Raw genomic sequence first — 20,628 nt, 5'->3', positions numbered from 1 at the left:
GGAACGGGACAGCAGGGAAAGACAGAGAATAAGAATCAGCGTGGATTCTTAGAAAGACCATTGCACCAGTTTTGGTAGCTCATTCTAGTATACGAAGGAGAAAATTTCCAATGAAGTTAAAAGGGAAAATTGTTTTTGTCACAAGCATCATCATTGTATTGGCCATAGGAGCCCAAGCAATCGTCAGTATGATCTCCACCAGCAGATCCTTGGAGAAGGTCATCGTCATGCAGCTGGAGGATCAGATTGAGAATCTTGAAAACGAACATAATTCGGCGGATGAAGTGGTAGAAATTACGAAAAATGCGCTGAACGATAAAAATATCGCCTTAACCAGAACCGTAGCGGAGATCATTGCGTCTAATCCAGACTATCTGGAACAGGAGAAACTGGTTACTTTGGCGAAAGTGCTGGGTGTCGACGAGATACACATCACAGACGAAAATGGAGTGCTGCAGTATGGAAATATCAGTGATTTCTATGGCTTTGATTTTGCGGGCTCAGATCAGACAAAACCGTTTCTGACACTGATTGATATGAATGGAGGAAGCCTTGCACAGGAACCGACAGAGCGTGGAACCGATGGCACATTATTTCAGTACATCGGTGTTTCCAGAGTAGATGCTCCTGGTGTGGTGCAGATTGGGCTGGAGCCAAAAGCAGTGCAGGAACTTCTGAAGGCCCTGGATTTACAGAGCACCATCGCAGCGCTTAATATCGGCAATGGTGGATTTGCTGTGATTCTAGATGAGAACGGAGTCATTCTATATGACAAGGATGAAAGTTTTGTGGGTAAGACTTCTTCCGATAATCCATGGATGGCACCTGTACTATCAGAAAAAGATACACTGCATCAGGTGACTGTAGGGGATAAGCCGTTTTATGCCTTGGCAAAAGATTTTGAAGAAAGAACCTATCTCGTGACCTATCCACGAGCGGAGATCATGACCATCACAAGAAACAATCTCATCAATAATATTGTTGCAGTGGTATTATCCATCGTGATCCTTCTTGCGGTTATTTCGTTGGTTCTCGGAAGATGGGTGACAAAGCCTCTGGGACTCATGGAGAAAGCCATGGAGAGAGTAGGCCGGGGAGATTTTACTGCGGAGATGGGTTACAAGTCTAAAGATGAGATCGGTCTTGCCAGCATACAGTTTGGTGTTATGACGGAAAACATCCGAAGGCTCATCAAAGGAACCGTTTCAAGTTTCGCTTCGGTGACCAGCGCGTCAGACAATGTCATGAACAATGTGGAAGGACTCCTTTCTGCAAGCAGAGAAGTGACCAAAGCTGTGGAGGAGATTGCTGAAGGGGCCATGGAGACAGCTACGGGAGTCAATGAAAGACTTTCTGCAGGACAGGATCTTGGAAAGAGCATCCAGAAGATCACCGGACGTCTTTCTGAGGCCCAGGAGATATCAGGGGCGATGGTCCGTTCCAACACAGAAGGCAGAGGAAAAATTGGCAGCCTGCAGGAAGTCTTCCGAAAGACCGTGGAAAACACGGGAGAAGTGGCAGCCAATGTGGAGGAGCTGAGAAGAAGCTCCAAATCCATCGAGAATATTCTTGGCACCATCAAAGGCATTGCGGACCAGACGAACCTTCTGGCACTGAATGCGTCCATTGAGGCAGCTAGAGCTGGAGAAGCGGGCCGTGGTTTTTCTGTGGTGGCAGAGGAAATCAGAAAGCTTGCGGAGCAGTCTTCAGGATCTGCAGAAGAAATCAACAGCATCATCCACAATATCGTGTCAGTTGTGAGTATCACTACAAAAACTGTGGAAGAAACCCAAAGTTCTGTGGACTCAGCCAAGGGAAGCCTTGATGAAACCGTGGTGGTCTTTGACGAGGTGGATCAGAATGTCCATGCCTTGGAATCGATCCTCACGACGTTCATAGAAGAAACCCGAACCATCGATACACTGAAAAATGAGCTCATTGTCTCTTTAGAGTCCATGGCGGCAGTCAGTGAGGAAGCGGCGGCATCTACAGAAGAGATCAGTGCCTCTTCAGAAGAGCAGTATGCAAGTATCACAGAGATTGGAGAGGAGATGGAAGCTCTCAATAAGGAGATTTCCAAGATTCAGACAGAACTCAGCAAGCTGAAAGCATAAGAAATAGAAATCAAGTGCAGTAAAGGAGAAGTCTTCGGATTTCTCCTTTATTCTTTTTCAGAATCCTATGGCATCCGTAGGATAGTTCACGTAAACTAGAGTAGAATACACTGATGAAAGAAGGTTACGAGATGAACAGGGATATAGAGAACTATCTCGAGGAAATGATGAGAAAAGTGGAGGAGTCCGTGAAGAGTGGAGAAGTGAATTATGTAGATATTGTTGATAGTTATATGGAAAAACTCTCCAAGATTGCTGCGCTTCAGATTGCAGAAGAGGCTGAAAGAAATGGACACCCGTTTTCCAAAGAAGAGGATTTACAGAAAATAAAGGAGCTGAGAAAAGAAGTGGGCGATCTCAGGTTTGATCTTACGAAAGAAGAGGATTCTATAAAGAATCCGAAGTAAGAGCGTTACCTTTTCAGATTTAGAACGTATATAGGGTGAGAGGATGTGTTGCTGTGCAGAAATAAGGAGCAGGCGAAGGATCTGACCAGCGAAACATTCTACAGAGCTTTTGTGAGTTTTGACAAAAAGGAAGAAAAGCTGAAATACTGGCTGTTTCGGGTTCTCAAAAATCTATACATTGATGAGAAAAGAAAGAAACCATGGGTGCTCATGGAAAATATAGAAGTTCCTGTGGAAGAGTCTCCATTGACGCAGCTTCTAAAGACAGAGCAGCGTATGGTTCTTTATGAGAAGATCCTTCTCCTTCCAAAAGAGTATAGTGAACTGCTTGTTCTATTCTACTTCTCCAATTTCTCTGTAAGAGAGATTGCTCTGATGACAGGAGCTACAGAACCTGGAGTGAAGATGAAGCTTATGCGGGCACAGAATAAACTGAAAGGGAGTCTTGAAAATGAAGAAAAGCTATAAAGAGTTGTTCGCTAAGTATAAAGAGGGAGTTGCCACAGTTGAGGAAAGGCAGCAGGTGGAAGAGGAGCTGGAACGCTTTGAGGCGCTCTCCCAGTATCTGGAAGAGGAGTTTCACGATGGTTCTTTGGAAGAGGAGATGAATGAGCTTGTTCCAAAAGAGGTGCTGGATGTGGAAAAGCTTGTAAAAAGGAGATTGCGGGAGGTCATGCTGAAAGGAGCACTGCTTTCACTGCTTCTCTTGGGACTGATTTTCTATGGGCTGTCACCTCTGGTATCCACCTTCTTTTATAATCCCATGAATGAAAGCCTAAGCTCAGTGGAGAAAGATGTGTCTATAGACCTTGCGGTTCTTTCAGAACTGACCATGCCGGAATACTCTACCAGCTCAGTCTATGTGGAAGAAGAAGGATTTGGCCGTTATCAGATGAGATACAGCATAACAGATTTGTTTCAAGAGACCTCTCTTCTTACAGAGAAGAAAGTAGTGCGGGGCAGTGTGGTAGAAACACTGAATTCTCTTGATGACAGAGAGCCGTTATTTATCACACCGCTTGAGATCATGAGAGAAGAGAAGGAGTCCAGAAAGCAAAGAGAAGATATCCATGAACAGCTTTCTGGTCTCAGCAGCACAAACTATGGCAGTGTTTCAGTTCTTTTTAAGAACAGTCTCTCCATGGAAGAGCTGAGGGGGTTCCAGACAAAGTACGAGAATATCCGCCTGCAGTGGGTGGCGGTTGAAAATGGACAAGGAGTCCAGACATCGTCCCTCATTACAGGATTTTCTCCTCTGGGAAGCAGAAGAAGCGCTCATCTTTTCGCAGATGAATCCTTACTTAAAGAGTATCCAGGGCTCCATCTTCTGGAATGGCTGGTTCAGCCAGGTGAAAGAAACCAAGATGGGGCTTCACTGGAAGCGGAAGGTTATGAAAAGCACTATGAAGCTCTACTGTACTATGCACTGGATCGGAAAAGCGAGATTTCCGTTCTTTCCGAAAGACTGAAGGAGACTGAAGTCTTAGAAGAATCTGCAGCGTATGTGGAAGAACATGGTGTGCACACTTATGGCGTACTTCTTGAAGGAACTGTGAAAGACCTTCTTGTCCTTTTGAAGGATGAAACAGTGGAGTGGATGGAGATCAAAGAAATGAAGGTTCTGGCACCTTGATGGACCATAGAGACATTCGAAAAGAAGGGGAGAGATGCCCCTTCTTTTCAGTTATCTTTCAGTTTTTCGTAAATATCATAACAATCCTCCATGGAGCAGAGGTCTCCAATGACTTGTACACAGGGATGGGGAAGAGCCGAATCAGACAAAGTAGTGAGGATGATATCATACTTTTTTAAGTCAGATTCATCTGGAAGAGAAAAATCTATGGGAAGATCCACCGAGAGGTCTATGTTGGTGCTTTTGAAAAAATGCTCCAATCTGTTCTTGAGAAAGATACTATGAGGTGTACCAAAATCAGATAGGAGAAGAGCGGTTTTTCTTCTGGAAACTCCAGCCAACGACGGTTCTGCAAGGAGAAACCAAAAGAGGATGTTGTGGAGATTCATATGAAGGTCAAAATCCAGGCGCTGTGAAAGGACACTCAGCTCCTCTTTTACCACGGTATAAAGGAAAGGGTTTTCCCGGCCCAAGCTTTCGGAAAAATAGTAGACTCTGTCAAAGAGAAGAGAAGTGTCTTTTTTTCTCAGCTTAGCTTTATAGTAAACACTGAGAACAACAAAGAGAAAACGGTCTTTTTGTCCCGATGAGGTGCGGTAGTTCAATCTTTGGGTGAACCTGTCGATGAATCTTAAAACTTCTGTTGTCACCTGCTTCTTCTCTTTCTCCGTATGGAAGCCGCTTTGCTGAAGATAAAGATACTCATGGGTTCCACGAAGAGTTTCCTTGGTTATTCTTGGAAAATGCTGTCTAAGCGCAGTAAGGTCTTCAGGACTCAGTTCTGATTCGAGAGGATACTGGGACTTCATGGAAAAACCATGCTCTTCCCGAAACAGTGAGACCAGGTAAAACATCATCCGGTAAATCAGGGAAAGATCGTCTTGGGCTATCCAGGCAAGATGGTCTTTTGGCACTGCGTTTTTTAGATTTGCCAAGGTGATTTTTGAAAGAACAGAAAGATCTAAGGACAGATCATACTCTTTGAGATTCAACCCATAGAGCTCCAGAAGAAAACTGGCATAGAAGTCCCGAAGGAATCCCTCATCTTTACTAAAAATAGAGTATAGACCTCCCACTGCTTCAATCCTCATGTCATAAACATCTAGGAAGTTATTGATTCTAGGCAGCATCCTCTGCAGTGTAGATTTACTGGCAAAGAGTTTTTCTTCATAGTATTCCATAGGCTGATAGGGATGAAGGAGCAGTTCTTTCAGCCACATGAGGGCCACGGATTCCTGAAAGGTATCCCGGAAAACAAGACCTGCACTGGCAATATTCGGGTGGATGAGCCTAACCCCATTTTTCCTGGAGATCTCCATATGAAGCTCTTCACTGTACTTTACTTTCAGCTGGGTGAGGTCTTCCGCCACGGTCCTTTCACTGGCTTCCACCTCTTTGGCAAGAACGCTCATCGTCACGAAGTCATTCTTTGAGAGGAGAATTTCTAAGAGTCGTATGCGCCTTTGGTGGGCAGTGTCTAGTATTTTTCTCATTACACAGCTCTCCTTTCTATAGTCTTGGCAATACCAAAATTATAGCATTTATTCATAGTTTTTGTTGAGGAATTTGAATTTTCTGAGAACATCTTCTAGTATGCTGAAAGCTTCATTGAATGTCCCTTCAGATTCCAGTATATTGAGCATAAGAAGTGTGCTGAAAGAGGACGAATGCATTATATGGAATAAAGGATGTGCAGTTTATGAAGACCTGTAAGAAGTGTGGAACAGCCTATGAAAAGGAAAAAGGACATGTCTGTGAAGTGGAAAAGAAGGAAGTAGAAAGCTATATTCTCTCTCAGAAGGAAGAGATTCAGCCTCTTCTTCGAGAAATCAGAGAAACAATTTTATCTGCGGTGCCCGGCGTTTATGAGAAGATTTCCTGGAAGATGCCAACGTTCTATAGAACTCATGACATCATCCATTTTGCCGCTTTTAAGAACCACTGGGGACTCTATCCAGGTCCTGTGGCCATAGAGCATTTTAAAGAAAGGTTTGAAGGGCTGACCTACAGTAAAGGTGCGGTTCAGTTTCTCTATGACAGGCCCCTTGATAAAAAGCTGATCTATGATATGACCCGGTGGTGCCATGAGACTGGAAACCATCACTAGAGGATTGTTATAACAGACGATAAAGAGGCAGGTGCCTTACAGTGATCTACTTTCTTGAAGGGGTGGAGAAAAATGAAAGAGGAGCTTATCGCTCCATGCGGCATGAACTGCAGTCTATGTGTCAATTATCAGTTCTACAAGGGAGACCTGAATAAAGAAGGATTTCATAAAACCTACTGCCCCGCATGTGTTCCCAGAGGAAAAAACTGTACTCATATGGGATACAAATGCAGGCTTTTAGGGGAAGGCCTCGTGAGGTTTTGTTTTCAATGTGAGAAGTATCCCTGTAAAGACCTGAGAGCTCTCGATAAGAGATACCGTGAAAAGTATCATATGAGTATGCTTGAAAACCTGGAAGAGATCCGGGTAGAGGGGATGGAGGCGTTTTTAAAAAATCAGAACCTGAAATGGATTTGCCCAAACTGTGGAGAGCTCAGGTGTGCTCACAATGGATTATGCCTCTTTTGTGAGCTGGAAACTCTCCAGAAAAATAAGAAATACTGCTGGAACAGAGAAAAGAAGACATAATCACTTGAGAAGTATAAACGAAGGAGAGTCATGGCATGAACCTTAAACAGGAGTTTATCTATGTGTTGAAACCGAGAGAAGATCTGCTTCTTGAAGAAAACTGGACTGAGAAGGAGAATGAAGCGGTGGACCAGCACTTTGCCTATCTGGAAAAACTGAAAGAGCTGGGTATTCTGATCCTTGCGGGCAAGACCAAAGGAATGGATGAGAAGACCTTTGGTATTGTCGTTCTGGAAGCTGAAAATGAAATGGAAGCAAGAAGGCGGATGGAAGAGGATCCTGGTGTTTACACAGGCATCATGGGCGCGGAGCTTTTTCCTTACCATGTGGCGCTCATGAGAACGTAATGAATGATATAAAAGGAAGGAGGAAGAAAAATGGCTGTAGGTATTTATCTGATTTTTAACGGCAACTGCAGAGAAGCTGTGGAGTTCTATAGTGAAGTGTTTGGGACTGTTTCAGATGAAATCATGACCTTTGGAGATCACCCAAGCAGTGACTATCCCTTGAGTGAAGAAGAGAAAAAACTCATTATGCATACCAGTATGAGGATTTCGGGAGACTTCATCATGTTTTCAGATGCTTTTCCAGGCAGCCCTGTGACTGTGGGAGAAAATGTCAGTATTATGGTGACGTCCAAGGATATGGAGGAGCTGAAAGCCCAGTTCCATAAGATCAAAGAAGGCGGGCGGGTTGAGATGGATCTGCAGGAGACCTTCTGGAGCAAGTGCTATGGCGCTGCCATCGATCAGTTTGGTGTCAGCTGGCAGTTCAATCATGAAGAGTAGGGGTGAATAATGAATAGAACTAAGGATGAACAAGAATTTTATGAGGATCTTCCAAGAGAGACAAGAGACGCTTTAGAAAAAATCTTAAAAACGGCAGAAGAGAATCTTCCCGTAGGTTTTGAAATGAGGTATGGGGAAGGTATGATTTCTTATGTGGTGCCACTTTCTTTATATGAGAAGGGGTATCATGTGAAAAAAGGAGAGCCTCTTCCTTTTATCTCATTGGCAGTCCAGAAAGGTCATATTGCTCTCTATCATATGGGGTTATACGGAGACAAAGCGGCTACTCTCTGGTTTGAGGAAGAATACAAGAAAGAGGTGCCAACGAAGCTCGATATGGGAAAAAGCTGCATCCGCCTGAAGAATCCAGAACATATTCCTTATGGTCTTCTGGCAAAGCTTTTTAAAAAATGGACACCGGAATCCTATGTGGAATCCTATGAGAGAATTCTAGGGGAAGCGGAATCTTCCAAAAAAAGCAGGAAGAAAAGTGATGAGTTCAACGCAAATGGCAAGAAAAAAGTCTATACCTACGAAGCAGTGATTGAAAAGGTGCCTGACAAAGATGGCGCTTATGTGGTTTTTCCCTATGATCTGCGGGAAGAGTTTCAAAAGGGAAGAGTAAAGGTCCATGCGGCCTTCGATGGTGAACCTTATGAAGGGAGTATCGTCAACATGGGGCTGAAAAACGAGGATGGAAGCATCTGTTATATCATTGGTATTCAGAAAGCCATCCGGAAAAAGATTGGAAAAGAACCTGGAGACACCGTTCAAGTGACCCTATCAGAAAGAGAATAGGATATGAAGATAGGAAGATGATCCAGTGAGAACATCTTCCTATCAGTTTTTTGTGAAGCGGAACACTTTCCTTCCGGATCTCTTCCGGAAAAGTTTTTTTCAGGTATAATGAGGGATGTGGCCGGGGATCTCTATGCTGAAAGGGACAAAAATCCTAAGAGAAGCAGGAACAAAAGAAATAGTACCGGCAATATAGTATGTGTGTGAGGAGCGATTTTTAATGAAATTTGATCCAAATATTCAGCCTTATGCGTCAGAGAGACTGACCCTAGGTGCTGCAAGAGGCGTAGTGGCAACGGGAAATCCGTTGGCTGCACAGGCTGGTCTTGATATACTGAAAAAAGGTGGGAATGCCGTGGATGCAGCCATTGCGGCGGCAGCTTGCCTGACCGTTGTGGAACCCACAGCCAATGGCATCGGCAGTGATAATTTTGCTTTAGTGTGGATGAAGGATAAACTTTACGGAATGAACTCCAATGGACCATCTCCCATGGGTATTTCACTAGATGAAATCAGAGAAAAACATGAGAAGATGCCAGTTCATGGCTGGACTCCTGTGACGGTTCCTGGCGCACCCAAAGGATGGGCCAGTCTTTCTGAAAGATTTGGAAATCTATCCCTTTCCGAGTGTCTAGCGCCTGCCATAGACTATGCTGAAAATGGATTTCCTGTGGCGGCACATACTGCGCTCATGTGGCAAAGAGCCTTTGATAAATATCAGGTTATTTACAAAGACGATCCCCAATATGAGGAATGGTTCCGAACTTTTACGTTTGATGGAAAAGCACCTGAACCTTTCCAGATGTTGAAGCTTCCGAATCATGGGAAGACCTTGAGACTCATTGCTGAATCAGGTGCAAAAGCATTCTATCAAGGGGAGCTTGCGGAGCGGATAGAAAAAGATGCCATAAAGCATGGAGGATATCTCAGAAAGAGCGACCTGGAAGTGTTCGAGTCTTCTTTTGTGGAACCTCTTTCTGTACACTATAAAGGATATGATGTGGTGGAGCTTCCACCCAGCGGTCAGGGCATGGTGGCGCTGATGGCGCTGAACATTTTTAAGAACCAGGAGATTGAAGGAAGGGATGCTGCCTACTATCATGGAATGTTTGAGTCCATGAAGATGGCCTTTGCAGATGGCATGCACTACATTACAGACCCAAAGGTCATGAGGATGGATCCCAAAGCGCTTCTCACAGAAGAGTATGGAAGGAAAAGATATCAGTCCATCACAGAGGAAGCGGTGATCCATACCTATGATGATCCGTATACCAGCGGCACCGTATATCTCAATACAGCAGATAAGGATGGCAATATGGTCTCCATGATCCAGTCCAACTATATGGGATTTGGCAGCGGCATCGTGGTGGAGGGTACTGGAATCTCTCTTCAGAATCGGGGTGCTGATTTCAGTCTTCAGGAGAATCATGTGAATGTCCTGGGGCCTGGGAAGAAGACCTATCACACCATCATTCCGGGAATGCTCATGAAAGAAGGCAAATGCAAGGCTGTATTTGGAGTCATGGGCGGCTACATGCAGCCCCAGGGCCATTTCCAGGTGGTCTCTAACCTGATTGACTTCCAGATGAACCCACAGATGGCACTGGATGCGCCCAGATGGCAGTGGATGAAGGAAAAGTCCTTTGTGGTGGAGAAGGCCTTTGACAAAAATGTCATGGAAGATCTTAAGAGCAAGGGACACGAGGTGCAGGTGGAAGAGGACAGATCTCATTTTGGGCGAGGACAGATCATCATCAAGATGGACTCCGGTGCCTATGCAGTGGGGACAGAATCAAGAACCGACAGCAATCCTGCGGTATACTAAAAGGAGAATGAGAAATGAAAGAAAGTATCTCTCTGATGGAGATTTTTGGCACCTTTTTTAAGATCAATGCCGTGACCTTCGGAGGAGGCTATACCATAGTACCGGTGATCCGGGATGAATTTATGAAAAAAAGAGGACTCATTGATGAAGAGGAAATGCTGAGCCTGGTTGCTCTTGCCCAGTCTGGGCCTGGCGCCATGGCCATCAGCACGTCTCTGCTTACAGGGTACAGGCTGAGAGGATGGAAGGGGGCCCTAACGGCTCTTTTGGCATCTGTTTTGCCTTGCCTCCTGATCATCTCTGTTCTGTTTTACTTCTATGATGCTTTTTCCAATAATTTTTGGGTGAAGTCCGCGCTTCTTGGCATGGGAGGCGTCATCAGCGCTGTTCTGGTGCTGACGGTCTATGATATGGGAAAAGCTGCCCTGAAGAAACATAAAATCTTCAGTCTGATTCTAATGATTGGTGCTTTTGTGGCCAGTTTCTTTTTTCAGGTCCACACCATCATCATCATTTTGACCTTGGCGCTTCTTGGGTTTGCCACCTTTACCCTGGTGGATGAAGGGAAGGTGAAGTAACATGGTATTACTCGAGCTGTACTTCGTATTTCTTCAGATCGGAGCCTTTGCCTTCGGTGGAGGCTATGCAGTGCTTCCCCTTATTCAGAGATTTGTGGTGGAAGAACGTGGATGGATGAGCATCAAAGAAATGACGGATCTTGTGTCTCTTTCTCAGATGACTCCAGGTCCCATTGCCATCAACTCTGCGACCTTTGTGGGAACCAAGGTTGCTGGTGTTCCCGGCGCCATTGTGGCAACTCTAGCTAATGTGACGCCACAATTTATCCTCATGATGATTCTGGCTTATTTTATCTTCCGGGACAAGAAGATTGGATTCCTGGACAAAATGCTGAAAGGGCTGAAACCTGGTATTGTAGGACTCATTGCCATCGCTGCCATCAGTATGATGGAGAGCTCTCTTTTTGAGGGGGCTGTTTCAGTATCAAATATCAGTGTTGTGGCTGTGGCGGCCTTTATCATCGGATTTTTCCTGAAGCTTTCCAAACGGTTCGATCTCATTGTGCTCATTGTCATCGGCGCGTTTATTGGCATCGGTGGGAATCTTCTTCTTCAGCTCTTTTCTTGACAAGAAATGACATATCCACTAAAATCATAAAGTAAATAAATAAGAAAACTTCGCTTTTGCCACCGGGTAAAAGCTGCAAGGTGTTCACAGCATTCCGTTAGGTCTAAGAAGGAATGCTATGAGCACCTTGTTTTTTGTGAAGGAGCGGAAAATGAAACAATCAGTTTTTAATACATTTCTCAGATATGTGAGTCTCAATATCATGGGGATGATGGCCATTTCCATCTATATTCTCGCGGATACTTTTTTCATCGCCAAAAGTTTGGGTCCTTTGGGGCTCACAGCACTTAATTTCTCTATCTCTATCTACAGTATCCAGCACGGTGTGGGACTCATGATAGGGGTTGGAGGAGCCACACGGTTTGCCATTCTGAAGTCTGTAGGGAAGGAGAAAGAAAGCAGGGAAATCTTCCAGCATGCTCTGAAAACAGGGCTTATGTTCAGTCTCTTTTTTATGCTGGCGGGTATTCTCTTTACAGAGCAGATTGCGACGCTTCTAGGAGCTGACAATGAAACCTTTGCCATGACAAAAACTTACTTGGGCACCATTCTTCTGTTTTCTCCATTTTTTCTTTTCAACAATATTCTATTAGCTTTTGTGCGAAATGATCACAATCCTAAGGGTGCTATGACCGCCATGATCGCCGGCAGCCTTTCCAATATCATCCTGGACTATATCTTCATGTTTACACTCGGTATGGGGATATTTGGTGCAGTCTTTGCCACATCACTAGCGCCTCTCATCAGTATGATTTTTCTCGTGCCTCATTTCAGAAGGAGAAAGGAGCTGTTTGAAGGATTCGCAAGAAGTTTCTCTTGGAGGATAATGATGGACCACTTTACGTTAGGGGCGTCTTCTTTCGTGGTGGAAGTATCTTCGGGACTGGTTCTTATGATTTTCAATCTGGTGATTTTAAAACTTGAAGGAAATCTAGGCGTGGCAGCTTATGGGATTGTGGCGAACCTTGCTCTTGTATGCCTTGCGATTTTCACAGGTCTTTCTCAAGGTATGCAGCCTCTGGTGAGTAAGTATTATGGACAGAAAAAAGAAAAGCAGTTGAAAGATGTTCTGAAGTACGGCCTATACTCAGCAGCACTCATTGGCGGGATCTTATATTTAACAGCCCTTTTGTTCTCTGCACCGATGGTGGCTGCCTTCAATGGAGAAGACAATGAAAAAATCGCTCTTCTTGCAGAAAGGGGCCTTGTGCTCTACTTCTCAGGTCTACTGCTGGCTGGAGTCAATATCATCATCAGCACCTATCTCAGTGCTGTGGAAAGAGCTTCTCATGGATTCCTTCTCTCGCTTCTGCGAGGAGTATTTGTGATGGTACCTATGGTGATGATACTGGCTGAGCTGTTTAAGATGGATGGGGTATGGATGTCCTTCTTAGCCACAGAAGTGCTCGTCATCGGGTGTTCTCTTTATTTTATAGGAAAAGAGAAGTCCTTGCCGGTGAAAAAGAGTATTCCTGCTTAGCCCGTAGTATAATGAGGAAAAACGAGGAGTGCTGAAGATGCCAATCAGGATGAAAAGGATATATGAGGAGAAAACTGTGGATGGAGTCCGGATCCTTGTGGACCGATTATGGCCCAGGGGGATTTCCAAAGAAAATGCAGCACTGGATTTTTGGCCGAAAGAGCTGACGCCTTCAACTGAACTTCGGAAAGCATACCATGAAGAAGTGCTTACCTATGAAGAGTTCCAGTCTTCCTATTGGGAGGAGCTGCAGAGGATACCGCTGCAGGAAGACCTTATGGAAAAGTGGAGAAGTCTTCTGAAGGAGAAGGATCTGATACTGCTCTCTTCTGTGAAGGATCTTGAAAAAAGCCATGTGCCTGTGTTGAAGAGATTCCTTGAAATGAGATTGGGTGAAACACAGAAGGACTAGAACGAAGAAGAGAAGGAGAAAGAATCATGATGGAACTATGCAAGATTCTGCCCGAAGATCTGAAAGCACTTCAGAAAATCAGCAGGGAAACATTTACTGAAACGTTCAGGAAAGAGAATACGGAAGAGGATCTACGAAAGTACTTGGAGGAAGATCTAGGAGAAAAGCAGCTTCAAGAAGAGCTGATGCATCCACATTCCCATTTCTTTTTTTCCCTTGTAGAAGGAAAAATCACTGGATATATGAAACTCAATGAGCAGTCTGCACAAACAGAAAAAGGCAATGAAAATGCAGTGGAGCTCCAGAGGATCTATGTATACAAGGAGTTTAAAGGGAGAGGCATCGGCAAATTTATGATGGATAGCGCTATTTTCTTCGCTATGGATCATCATGCGCCTTACCTGTGGCTAGGGGTATGGGAAAAAAATACTGCAGCCATTTCCTTTTATGAGAAACTAGGTTTCGTTAAATTTTCGGAGCATGTTTTTCTTCTGGGAGAGGATGCTCAAACAGACTACTTGATGAAGAAGGAATTATAAAATGATAAAAAGAAACTGTGCTTTTACAAGGGAAAGCACAGTTTCTTTTTGTCAGATGTCAATTTTGAGTTTTTTGTTATGGAGCCAAACTTGAGTAAAGATATAAGTATAGAGTCCCAGTGCGAACACATAAAGACCCACATAAAAAGGTTCTTTCAGTACCGGCAGGACAATGGTGAAGAAAAGTATAATCAGCATGATAAACAGCGGTAATAGTACTTTTAGAATCCGGTTGTTTTTCTCAATAAGAGAGGCGTTGTCGGTGAAAATTTCAGGTCTCACGTCCGTGTAAGCTTTGGAAAAAAGATACCAGCCATTTGCACCAGTCCATTCCAGCTGCCATCCGTCTGCCTGGAAAATCTCCAGATAATCTTTGGATGCCTCTGGCTGATAGTCGGTTGCGAATCTTCGCTGCTGTGCTGTTCCTTTTTTGAATCGGATCCATATACAAAGTGGATCCACCTGATCGATGACCCAGCCTTTTTTAGCCTGTTCTTCCAGTTCGGACTCCAACGGGTCTGGATTCCATCCCCACCACCAAATGAGTTTCTTCTGTGTTTCTTTCATTTCTTCACCTCCAAAATGCGCACACCATTTTCAATCAGTTCTTTCAGTCTCTTCAGTTCAAAGCTTAGAAGCGATAAACCTTTGTCTGTAATCTTATATATTTTTTTTCTGTCCACTTCTTCCACTTGAGAAATCAGCTGCTGGGCTTCCAGTTTGGAGAGGGTTCCGTACATGGTTCCCGGTCCAATCTTGATACGGCCTTCCGTCAAGTTCTCTACTCGCTGCATGATGCCATATCCATGTTCAGGATTCTTCAGACAAAGAAGGATGTAATACGCGGTCTCTGTCATTGGCAAATATTTATGAAGTTCGTCCATTTGATTTTTCTCCTCTGCTATATCGCACCTTGATATAGGTTAGTGTATCACACCTCGATACATCACGTCAAGATGTAAATCGATAATAAATGAGCTTCTCAATCACTATGGTCAGATCCAAGATGAAATGCCGTTTGTCTGATGGGTTATGCGTCATCTTATAGAGATGCTCCAGAATATCGTTGAACTTAACGATGTCTTTCTGCTCGAAAGAGTTCAAGGTTCTTGAGATTGTCGGCTGGGAGGCGAGCGCCTCCTTCTCTAGCACTGCTGTAAATACAGGATCATATCGTAAATGATCTGCTGCATCATCTCTATGATAACCAGCGATATTCTGATAAATCAGTTGTTCAATGACAGAAGAGATGGAGTGAGTCTTTCGATTATCGGATCCAAAGTATTGGCTAAGAAGGTTGTCAAAACCGATCTTATGGATAAACTCTTTGATGAAGAGCAGTCCGGAATCAGAAGACAGATTCCCACCGCTGAACTCAAAAGAAAATTTACTGTTGAATTGAAGTGCACTCTGCTGTAAACTCATCATGAAAAGAACTCCTTTTTATGTTTTTGTGTGTTTTTGCAATTTCACTTTAACATAAACTTGGGTTCTTTTCTTTTATTATTTTTGTCACCCAACGGGTGACAGAGTCCAGGCCTATAGATCATTGAGTTTCAATGGTTTGAAGAGAATCAATCTAAATTGTTGAATAATCCAGGGGTGGTGCTTTTTTTGCGAATTATTTCTGAATATTCAAGTAGAGCAAGCTTACCTTTGATATAATTAATGTAGAAGATTCAAAAAATAAGAGGTGATCCTTTAAAACTAAAGAGGAAAATCAATGAAACTGGAACTGAAACACAAAGTGTTGCCGGTACTGATTCTTACAGTGGGTGGAGTTTTGCTGCTCGGACTGACTTTTATGGGATATTATGGGGTAGTACTTCTTGGGGAGCGGTTTATTGCAGGTGGAAATCCGCAGCTTTTTCCAATGGATCGAGCAAGATTCTTCACCATGGCTGTTATTTTCATCGTATATATTTTGGTAAGCAGGTTTTTAAAGAGTGATCTGTTGAAATCGCTGCTGTTTATTTCACCCTTTACCATGGCTTTGGTGGTGGTAATCCTGAAATATTATGAAACGCCGTTTGCAGCCCTTGCCATTGTAGCTCTCTTGTATCTTCTAACCCTTGGTGTATTCAGAATGAAGAAAAGAAACTGGATGTATTATTATGCGGCATCCATGTCTTTTGTCATTGCATTGGCTTACGCATGGCCAAGATAAGACAACAAAAAGAAGCAGTATGAAAGTGAGGACATATGGAAAATATCAAACAGTTCAAAGAAAAGGTTCTGGACAATGTATCTAAAGTAATTGTAGGGAAAAACAAGGAGATTGAGCTTCTTCTTACGGCGTTTCTTGCCCAGGGGCATATCCTTCTGGAAGATTTGCCGGGCATGGGGAAAACTGTCATGGTGCGCTCTTTCTCTAACACTCTGGCTCTTCCATTCAAGAGGATACAGTTCACACCAGACCTTCTTCCCGGAGACATCACCGGGATCAGTTTCTACAATCAGAAAGAAAAGGAGTTTGAGTTCCGTAAAGGTCCTCTGTTTTCAAATGTGATACTCGCCGATGAAATCAATCGTGCGACCCCAAGGACTCAGGCGGCTCTTTTGGAGGCTATGGAAGAGAGACAGATTACGGTGGATGGTGAGACAAGAAAGCTTTCTGAGCCGTTCATTGTCCTTGCCACTCAGAACCCCGTGGAGACCTACGGCACTTTTCCGTTGCCAGAAGCTCAGATGGATAGATTTCTCATGAGAATCAGTATGGGCTATCCGAGCATGGAGGAAGAAAAGGTGATTCTGCGTCAAACCCTGGGCAATATGCTGGAAAAACTATCTTCTGTGATAAGTGAGGAAGAGCTGATGCCTCTCATTGCTGAAGTAAAAGAAGTGAAATGCACAGATGAAGTGCTCTCTTATCTGCTCCATGTGGTGCGTGCCACTAGAGAAGATGAGGAAATCACCATGGGCGTAAGTCCTAGAGGAAGTATTGCGCTTTTTAGAGCTTCTCAGGTGTCGGCAGCCTTTGACGGAAGAGACTATATGATGCCGGAAGATGTGAAGAAGATGGCGCCTTATGTGCTGAACCATAGAATTGTCTGTGAAGATGCCTACGGGGTCTCATCTGCAATGAGTAAGATTGAAGAGCTTCTGACTAAAGTTCCGGTACCGCTGGAAGAAGTTGGAGAGGACGTATGACTGGAATTTTCGTAATGCTCCTTCTGGTGATTCTTCTCGTAAATAGAGTGCTTTTCTTATACAGCGGCAGATCTCTCACGTATAGAACGAGCACGGATAAAAAAGTTTACGAGATGGGGGAAATCATTAAAGTGATGCCTGTCATTGAAAACAGGAAACCGCTGACACTTCCTTTTCTTCGTGTGGATGAATATTATGATCCTTCGTTTTCTGTGGAAGTGAACAGCTACAGCCTTGTACTCATGCCCTATCAGAGAGTCAGAAGAACCTATGAACTGACAGCTGCCAAGCGGGGGCTGTACCATGTGGAAGCAGCCTCATTAAAACTGGGAGATTTTTTAGGGTTTTATGAGGCCTATCAGGAAATTCCATTGAAGGTTCCAGTTGTGATTCTTCCAGAAAAGAAGAATCTACGGAACATCGTGATTCCTTATCATAGTTTCCAAGGGGCGGTTTCAGTCAAGAGATGGATCATGGACGATCCGCTGATGATTCGTGGCATCAGAGAGTATACAGGCACAGAGTCCGAGCGGTACATCCACTGGCCATCTACGCTGAAGCATGATCGTCTCATGGTGAAGCAGTTTGACTTCACGGCTGAAAAAAGCGTGCTGCTGTTTCTGAATCTGGAAACGTCGAAACCCTTCTGGAAAAATCCGGATCTGGAAGCCATGGAAAACGCAATTGTGATCATGCGTGCAGTCATGGAGGAGCTCACGAATGAAAACGTCCCCTTCAGTTTTGCTTCCAATGCTTATAATGATCATGCATCTCAAAGAGGGTATTACTTCCCCCCAGGAATATCAAAAGACAGTCTGAAGAAATACAACGAGATTCTTGGGAAAATGGGAAAAGTCATTGCCATGCCATTGGAAGAATCCTTAAAAGGATTCACCAGGAACAAACAGTCCTATCAGACCTTTGTCCTTGTGACACCAAGGGTACTTGAAGAGTATCTCAGTCCGCTCAGATCTTTTTCCAAAACCTTCGGCAGAAGTGTTGTACTGTCTGCAAGAGAAGAAAATCTGAACCGGCTGCCAAAAGAAATGGAACTATACAAAGGGGGATTTTAGATGGAGCTTTTTTTGCTGGAACTCCTTAGAGTATTCTTCCTGGCCATATCCATTCTGATGATTCCCTTTGAGGTTGACCCATGGGAGGGATTTCTCATCCTTTTCTACTCCTTAGGGATTTCCTCGCTTTTTCTATGGAAAAAATGGAGAAAAAAACCTTGGAATCTGCTTCTGGTTCCAGTGCTGTTTTTGTTTCCGCTGCTTCTTGCCTTCTCAACAGAAAGAGTGTATTTCTCCATCCTCTACGCAGGAATTCTCTATGTATACTATGATGTGAGGCTTGGCATTCTGGACCCTAAAGATTTGTCACAACGGTTTAAAATCAGCTATGGCCTTCTTCTCTTTTTTGGTGCAGCTGCATCCATGGCGGAGGGCGTCCGGGGGATTCTTCTGAAGAACCTGCCTTTTTTGCTTCTGTATTTTTTCTCCACCATCCTTTTGAGTGTTGCAGTAAGGCACCAGGAAGCAGGGATTGATCCGAAGAAAAGCAGAAATAGAATCCTTTTATATTTGCTTGTGAGCATTCTTGTATCAGCAGTGCTGGGGACGGAGGAGTCTAGAAACTTATTCTATACCCTTACACAGGAAGTTGGGCTTGGTTTGTTGACCCTTCTTTCGTATCTGGTATATCCATTCGCTTTTGTTTTCTATGCTTTGTTTTCCAGACTCAAAGGGTTTTTCAGGCCTCCTCAGTTTGATGATTCACAAGGTGCTGAGCTGGGGGAGGATTTCCAGGAAGAGTTCAGTTCATTCGTGGGAAATGCTAGGGAGTATCCTATCCTAAAGACTCTTTTGACCCTTCTTTTGATTCTGGTTTTCCTCTATCTTCTGTACCGGTTCCTTAGGAAAAGAGGAGAAAAGCCTGTGGAAGGACTGGAATATCTAGAGCAGCGGGAATCCTTAAAAGATCACAAAACGCAAAGAAGAAAAGCTTTCAGAGGGAAAGAACCTGATGGGCTTTATGAGAAGCTCAGATACCGTTACAGAGCCTATCTCTTGAGGCTTAGGAAAAAGATGGAGATCCGTCCCTATGACACTGCAGAGGATGTTGCGGTGAGGGCCAAAGAGGTCTCTTCTAAAGAGCATATGAAAATCAGAAAGATGTATCAGGAAGTACGGTATGGCGAAAGAACAGTGACAAAGGATCTTCTGAATGATTTCAGCAAGTATGTGGAGGAGAATCAGAATGAAAAATGAGATTGAGATAAGCTCTTTTTCTATTCATGAAAAAGGGTTTGTGAATAAAGCAGCTCTTCTTTTAGAACGTGCTTTTCCGAACAGCTATAATGGGATTGGACTGGACGAAATCAAAGAGTGTCTTTCTGAAGACCGAGTGGCATTCAAGGCTACAAGAGATGGTGAATTTCTAGGATTTGTTTCTGCACTGGAAGCATATAAACCCTATGGATGGGAACTCCATCCACTGGTAGTTGCAGATAACGCTAGAAAGATGGGGATTGGACGAAAACTCGTAGGAGCTCTGGAAAAGGCGCTTTCAGAAAGAGGTGTACTGACGGTGTTTTTGGGTACGGATGACGAACGTTTTGCCACCAGCCTTTCCGATGGTAATCTTTTTGAAAATCTGTATGAGAAGATGGCGAACGTAAGAAACTATAAGGGACATCCCTATGAGTTCTATGAAAAAGCAGGGTATCAGATTGTAGGTGTCATACCCAATGCCAATGGATGGAATAAACCGGATATTATCATGGCGAAAAATATTGCAAAGAATGGGGAACGATATGACTAACAAGTGGATCAAAGAAGATATTATGAAACTGGTTGAACTAAGAAAATCCGTGCGAACATTTGAAGAACGTCCTCTTAGTGAAGAAGACCGTAAAGAGATCAGAGACTTCCTGGAGTGCTCAGAGAACCCTTTCCATGTGAAAGTGGAGTTCCGCTTTCTGGAGTCCCTGGAAAAGAACACTAGTCTAGGTACCTACGGAGTGATTAAGGGTGCCACCAGTTATCTTGGGGCTATGGTCAAGGAGGGCCCCATGGCATTGGAAGCACTGGGCTATGAGGTGGAAAATCTGATGCTGTTTCTTGTGTCAAAGAAAATTGGAACCTGCTGGCTTGGTGGAACGTTCAAGAGAGAAGACTTCAAAGAGGCCATGGTGGTTCCGGAAGGATATCTTTTTCCAGCCATAACCCCGGTGGGATATGAAAAAGTGGAGAAAAGTCTTACGGATCGTCTGGTGAGATTTATTGCCAAAGGAAATCAGAGAAAGGCTTTTGAAGAACTGTTTTTTCAGAGTAGTTTTCAAGAATCTTATCCAAGAGAGGAAGATGATCTTCTCTCAGACCTTCTGGAAATGGTCCGTCTTGGTCCTTCAGCTTCCAATAAGCAGCCTTGGAGGATTCTAGTGGAGGACCATGGTGTTCACTTTTACGAGAAAAAAACCCCCAGATACAGTGACACTTTTCCATATGATATCCAGAGGTTGGACCTTGGTATCGCCGCTTGCCATTTCCACTTGGGAGCTCTGGAACGAAATCTCCAAGGAGAGTTCATCACAGTGGGGGCTGGCGAGAAAGACTTGCCAGAAGAAATGCTGTACCGTTTTTCCTATATTTTCAAATAATGCATTGCGGTTCAGTTTTCAATTATTTATCACAGGATGA

25 protein-coding genes and 1 pseudogene are annotated in these 20,628 nt (G+C 43.9%); 22 read left to right on the top strand and 4 right to left on the bottom strand.

Annotated features, from left to right (window positions below):
• The first annotated feature begins 110 nt into the window (after positions 1-110).
• From T487_RS0104420 to T487_RS0104405, 4 genes are all read left to right on the top strand, one after another.
• Complete coding sequence (locus tag T487_RS0104420) at positions 111-2,114, top strand: methyl-accepting chemotaxis protein (RefSeq protein WP_031574495.1); 2,004 nt, start codon at positions 111-113, stop codon at positions 2,112-2,114.
• A 131-nt stretch (positions 2,115-2,245) separates the two neighbouring features.
• Positions 2,246-2,521: a hypothetical protein gene (locus T487_RS0104415; protein ID WP_143004579.1), complete on the top strand. Its 276-nt coding sequence runs from the start codon at positions 2,246-2,248 to the stop codon at positions 2,519-2,521.
• A 45-nt stretch (positions 2,522-2,566) separates the two neighbouring features.
• A complete protein-coding gene (locus T487_RS0104410; RefSeq protein ID WP_081827537.1) occupies positions 2,567-2,989 on the top strand; it encodes an RNA polymerase sigma factor in 423 nt (140 codons plus the stop codon).
• Positions 2,973-4,154 (top strand): anti sigma factor C-terminal domain-containing protein, encoded by a 1,182-nt coding sequence (locus T487_RS0104405; RefSeq protein WP_031574485.1) that lies wholly within the window; start codon positions 2,973-2,975, stop codon positions 4,152-4,154. The genes T487_RS0104410 and T487_RS0104405 overlap by 17 nt, the downstream gene beginning before the upstream one ends.
• A 47-nt stretch (positions 4,155-4,201) precedes the next feature.
• Here T487_RS0104405 and T487_RS0104400 read toward each other — a convergent pair whose 3' ends face one another.
• Complete coding sequence (locus T487_RS0104400) at positions 4,202-5,647, bottom strand: AcpB/EbpR/MafR family transcriptional regulator (RefSeq protein ID WP_031574482.1); 1,446 nt, start codon at positions 5,645-5,647, stop codon at positions 4,202-4,204.
• Positions 5,648-5,853: 206 nt separating this feature from the next.
• Here T487_RS0104400 and T487_RS0104395 point away from each other — a divergent pair, with 206 nt between their 5' ends.
• From T487_RS0104395 to T487_RS0104335, 12 genes and pseudogenes are all read left to right on the top strand, one after another.
• On the top strand, positions 5,854-6,261 hold the full coding sequence (locus T487_RS0104395; protein ID WP_031574480.1) for an iron chaperone: 408 nt from the start codon (positions 5,854-5,856) through the stop codon (positions 6,259-6,261).
• A 72-nt stretch (positions 6,262-6,333) separates the two neighbouring features.
• Positions 6,334-6,789, top strand: a complete 456-nt coding sequence (locus T487_RS0104390; protein WP_031574478.1) for a DUF3795 domain-containing protein — start codon at positions 6,334-6,336, stop codon at positions 6,787-6,789.
• 35 nt (positions 6,790-6,824) lie between these two features.
• A complete protein-coding gene (locus tag T487_RS0104385; protein ID WP_031574475.1) occupies positions 6,825-7,136 on the top strand; it encodes a YciI family protein in 312 nt (103 codons plus the stop codon).
• Positions 7,137-7,166: 30 nt separating this feature from the next.
• Complete coding sequence (locus T487_RS0104380; protein ID WP_031574472.1) at positions 7,167-7,577, top strand: VOC family protein; 411 nt, start codon at positions 7,167-7,169, stop codon at positions 7,575-7,577.
• Between the two features lie 9 nt (positions 7,578-7,586).
• A pseudogene (locus T487_RS16740) lies at positions 7,587-7,979 on the top strand (DUF1801 domain-containing protein); the annotation flags it as partial.
• Between the two features lie 138 nt (positions 7,980-8,117).
• A complete protein-coding gene (locus T487_RS16660) occupies positions 8,118-8,375 on the top strand; it encodes a DUF1905 domain-containing protein (RefSeq protein ID WP_031574674.1) in 258 nt (85 codons plus the stop codon).
• Between the two features lie 220 nt (positions 8,376-8,595).
• Entirely contained in the window at positions 8,596-10,200 is a 1,605-nt protein-coding gene (locus tag T487_RS0104360; protein ID WP_031574470.1) for a gamma-glutamyltransferase family protein, read from the top strand.
• Positions 10,201-10,214: 14 nt separating this feature from the next.
• Positions 10,215-10,778: a chromate transporter gene (locus tag T487_RS0104355; RefSeq protein WP_031574468.1), complete on the top strand. Its 564-nt coding sequence runs from the start codon at positions 10,215-10,217 to the stop codon at positions 10,776-10,778.
• Position 10,779: 1 nt separating this feature from the next.
• Complete coding sequence (locus T487_RS0104350) at positions 10,780-11,346, top strand: chromate transporter (protein ID WP_031574465.1); 567 nt, start codon at positions 10,780-10,782, stop codon at positions 11,344-11,346.
• Between the two features lie 151 nt (positions 11,347-11,497).
• Positions 11,498-12,826: an MATE family efflux transporter gene (locus T487_RS0104345; RefSeq protein ID WP_031574464.1), complete on the top strand. Its 1,329-nt coding sequence runs from the start codon at positions 11,498-11,500 to the stop codon at positions 12,824-12,826.
• Between the two features lie 49 nt (positions 12,827-12,875).
• Entirely contained in the window at positions 12,876-13,238 is a 363-nt protein-coding gene (locus T487_RS0104340) for a DUF488 domain-containing protein (RefSeq protein WP_207638282.1), read from the top strand.
• Between the two features lie 26 nt (positions 13,239-13,264).
• The gene (locus T487_RS0104335) at positions 13,265-13,777 is read left to right on the top strand and encodes a GNAT family N-acetyltransferase (RefSeq protein ID WP_051651492.1); all 513 of its coding nucleotides are present in this window, start codon (positions 13,265-13,267) and stop codon (positions 13,775-13,777) included.
• A gap of 51 nt (positions 13,778-13,828) precedes the next feature.
• Here T487_RS0104335 and T487_RS0104330 read toward each other — a convergent pair whose 3' ends face one another.
• The 3 genes from T487_RS0104330 to T487_RS0104320 all read right to left on the bottom strand — a co-directional run bounded on the left by T487_RS0104330 (position 13,829) and on the right by T487_RS0104320 (position 15,205).
• Positions 13,829-14,344 carry a DUF2812 domain-containing protein gene (locus T487_RS0104330; protein ID WP_031574453.1) on the bottom strand — a complete coding sequence of 172 codons (516 nt, stop codon included), beginning with the start codon at positions 14,342-14,344 and terminating at the stop codon, positions 13,829-13,831.
• Positions 14,341-14,661 (bottom strand): PadR family transcriptional regulator, encoded by a 321-nt coding sequence (locus T487_RS0104325; protein ID WP_031574452.1) that lies wholly within the window; start codon positions 14,659-14,661, stop codon positions 14,341-14,343. The genes T487_RS0104330 and T487_RS0104325 overlap by 4 nt, the downstream gene beginning before the upstream one ends.
• A 67-nt stretch (positions 14,662-14,728) precedes the next feature.
• A complete protein-coding gene (locus tag T487_RS0104320; RefSeq protein WP_074542591.1) occupies positions 14,729-15,205 on the bottom strand; it encodes a transposase in 477 nt (158 codons plus the stop codon).
• 295 nt (positions 15,206-15,500) lie between these two features.
• On the opposite strand from T487_RS0104320, the gene T487_RS0104315 reads away from it, so the two are divergent.
• Genes T487_RS0104315 through T487_RS0104290 form a run of 6 tightly spaced genes read left to right on the top strand, consistent with a single transcriptional unit; the run spans position 15,501 to position 20,588 of the window.
• Complete coding sequence (locus T487_RS0104315) at positions 15,501-15,944, top strand: hypothetical protein (protein WP_031574447.1); 444 nt, start codon at positions 15,501-15,503, stop codon at positions 15,942-15,944.
• A 35-nt stretch (positions 15,945-15,979) separates the two neighbouring features.
• Entirely contained in the window at positions 15,980-16,927 is a 948-nt protein-coding gene (locus T487_RS0104310) for an AAA family ATPase (RefSeq protein ID WP_031574445.1), read from the top strand.
• Positions 16,924-18,000 carry a DUF58 domain-containing protein gene (locus T487_RS0104305; protein WP_031574443.1) on the top strand — a complete coding sequence of 359 codons (1,077 nt, stop codon included), beginning with the start codon at positions 16,924-16,926 and terminating at the stop codon, positions 17,998-18,000. Before T487_RS0104310 ends, T487_RS0104305 begins: the two co-directional genes overlap by 4 nt.
• Entirely contained in the window at positions 18,001-19,197 is a 1,197-nt protein-coding gene (locus tag T487_RS0104300; RefSeq protein ID WP_031574440.1) for a hypothetical protein, read from the top strand.
• Positions 19,187-19,750, top strand: coding sequence for a GNAT family N-acetyltransferase (locus T487_RS0104295; protein WP_051651491.1), 564 nt, complete (start codon positions 19,187-19,189; stop codon positions 19,748-19,750). Before T487_RS0104300 ends, T487_RS0104295 begins: the two co-directional genes overlap by 11 nt.
• A 22-nt stretch (positions 19,751-19,772) precedes the next feature.
• The gene (locus T487_RS0104290) at positions 19,773-20,588 is read left to right on the top strand and encodes a nitroreductase family protein (RefSeq protein ID WP_162178216.1); all 816 of its coding nucleotides are present in this window, start codon (positions 19,773-19,775) and stop codon (positions 20,586-20,588) included.
• Positions 20,589-20,628 lie beyond the last annotated feature (40 nt).

This window comes from Proteiniclasticum ruminis DSM 24773 (genome assembly GCF_000701905.1).
GTDB lineage: Bacteria > Bacillota > Clostridia > Clostridiales > Clostridiaceae > Proteiniclasticum > Proteiniclasticum ruminis.
Note: the sequence above shows the minus strand (reverse complement) of the source record. Positions and strands in the feature narration are given on the sequence as shown.

Excerpts from the sequence above, each read along its gene's own strand:
- T487_RS0104420 (WP_031574495.1), top strand. The coding sequence starts at position 111 with ATGAAGTTAAAAGGGAAAATTGTTTTTGTCACAAGCATCATCATTGTA.
- T487_RS0104380 (WP_031574472.1), top strand. The coding sequence starts at position 7,167 with ATGGCTGTAGGTATTTATCTGATTTTTAACGGCAACTGCAGAGAAGCT.
- T487_RS0104405 (WP_031574485.1), top strand. The coding sequence starts at position 2,973 with ATGAAGAAAAGCTATAAAGAGTTGTTCGCTAAGTATAAAGAGGGAGTT.
- T487_RS0104385 (WP_031574475.1), top strand. The coding sequence starts at position 6,825 with ATGAACCTTAAACAGGAGTTTATCTATGTGTTGAAACCGAGAGAAGAT.
- T487_RS0104310 (WP_031574445.1), top strand. The coding sequence starts at position 15,980 with ATGGAAAATATCAAACAGTTCAAAGAAAAGGTTCTGGACAATGTATCT.
- T487_RS0104330 (WP_031574453.1), bottom strand. The coding sequence starts at position 14,344 with ATGAAAGAAACACAGAAGAAACTCATTTGGTGGTGGGGATGGAATCCA.
- T487_RS0104345 (WP_031574464.1), top strand. The coding sequence starts at position 11,498 with ATGAAACAATCAGTTTTTAATACATTTCTCAGATATGTGAGTCTCAAT.
- T487_RS0104335 (WP_051651492.1), top strand. The coding sequence starts at position 13,265 with ATGATGGAACTATGCAAGATTCTGCCCGAAGATCTGAAAGCACTTCAG.
- T487_RS0104400 (WP_031574482.1), bottom strand. The coding sequence starts at position 5,647 with ATGAGAAAAATACTAGACACTGCCCACCAAAGGCGCATACGACTCTTA.
- T487_RS0104390 (WP_031574478.1), top strand. The coding sequence starts at position 6,334 with ATGAAAGAGGAGCTTATCGCTCCATGCGGCATGAACTGCAGTCTATGT.
- T487_RS0104295 (WP_051651491.1), top strand. The coding sequence starts at position 19,187 with ATGAAAAATGAGATTGAGATAAGCTCTTTTTCTATTCATGAAAAAGGG.
- T487_RS0104325 (WP_031574452.1), bottom strand. The coding sequence starts at position 14,661 with ATGGACGAACTTCATAAATATTTGCCAATGACAGAGACCGCGTATTAC.
- T487_RS0104415 (WP_143004579.1), top strand. The coding sequence starts at position 2,246 with ATGAACAGGGATATAGAGAACTATCTCGAGGAAATGATGAGAAAAGTG.
- T487_RS0104395 (WP_031574480.1), top strand. The coding sequence starts at position 5,854 with ATGAAGACCTGTAAGAAGTGTGGAACAGCCTATGAAAAGGAAAAAGGA.
- T487_RS0104350 (WP_031574465.1), top strand. The coding sequence starts at position 10,780 with ATGGTATTACTCGAGCTGTACTTCGTATTTCTTCAGATCGGAGCCTTT.
- T487_RS0104290 (WP_162178216.1), top strand. The coding sequence starts at position 19,773 with ATGAAACTGGTTGAACTAAGAAAATCCGTGCGAACATTTGAAGAACGT.
- T487_RS0104315 (WP_031574447.1), top strand. The coding sequence starts at position 15,501 with ATGAAACTGGAACTGAAACACAAAGTGTTGCCGGTACTGATTCTTACA.
- T487_RS0104360 (WP_031574470.1), top strand. The coding sequence starts at position 8,596 with ATGAAATTTGATCCAAATATTCAGCCTTATGCGTCAGAGAGACTGACC.
- T487_RS0104300 (WP_031574440.1), top strand. The coding sequence starts at position 18,001 with ATGGAGCTTTTTTTGCTGGAACTCCTTAGAGTATTCTTCCTGGCCATA.
- T487_RS0104320 (WP_074542591.1), bottom strand. The coding sequence starts at position 15,205 with ATGATGAGTTTACAGCAGAGTGCACTTCAATTCAACAGTAAATTTTCT.
- T487_RS0104340 (WP_207638282.1), top strand. The coding sequence starts at position 12,876 with ATGAAAAGGATATATGAGGAGAAAACTGTGGATGGAGTCCGGATCCTT.
- T487_RS0104355 (WP_031574468.1), top strand. The coding sequence starts at position 10,215 with ATGAAAGAAAGTATCTCTCTGATGGAGATTTTTGGCACCTTTTTTAAG.
- T487_RS0104305 (WP_031574443.1), top strand. The coding sequence starts at position 16,924 with ATGACTGGAATTTTCGTAATGCTCCTTCTGGTGATTCTTCTCGTAAAT.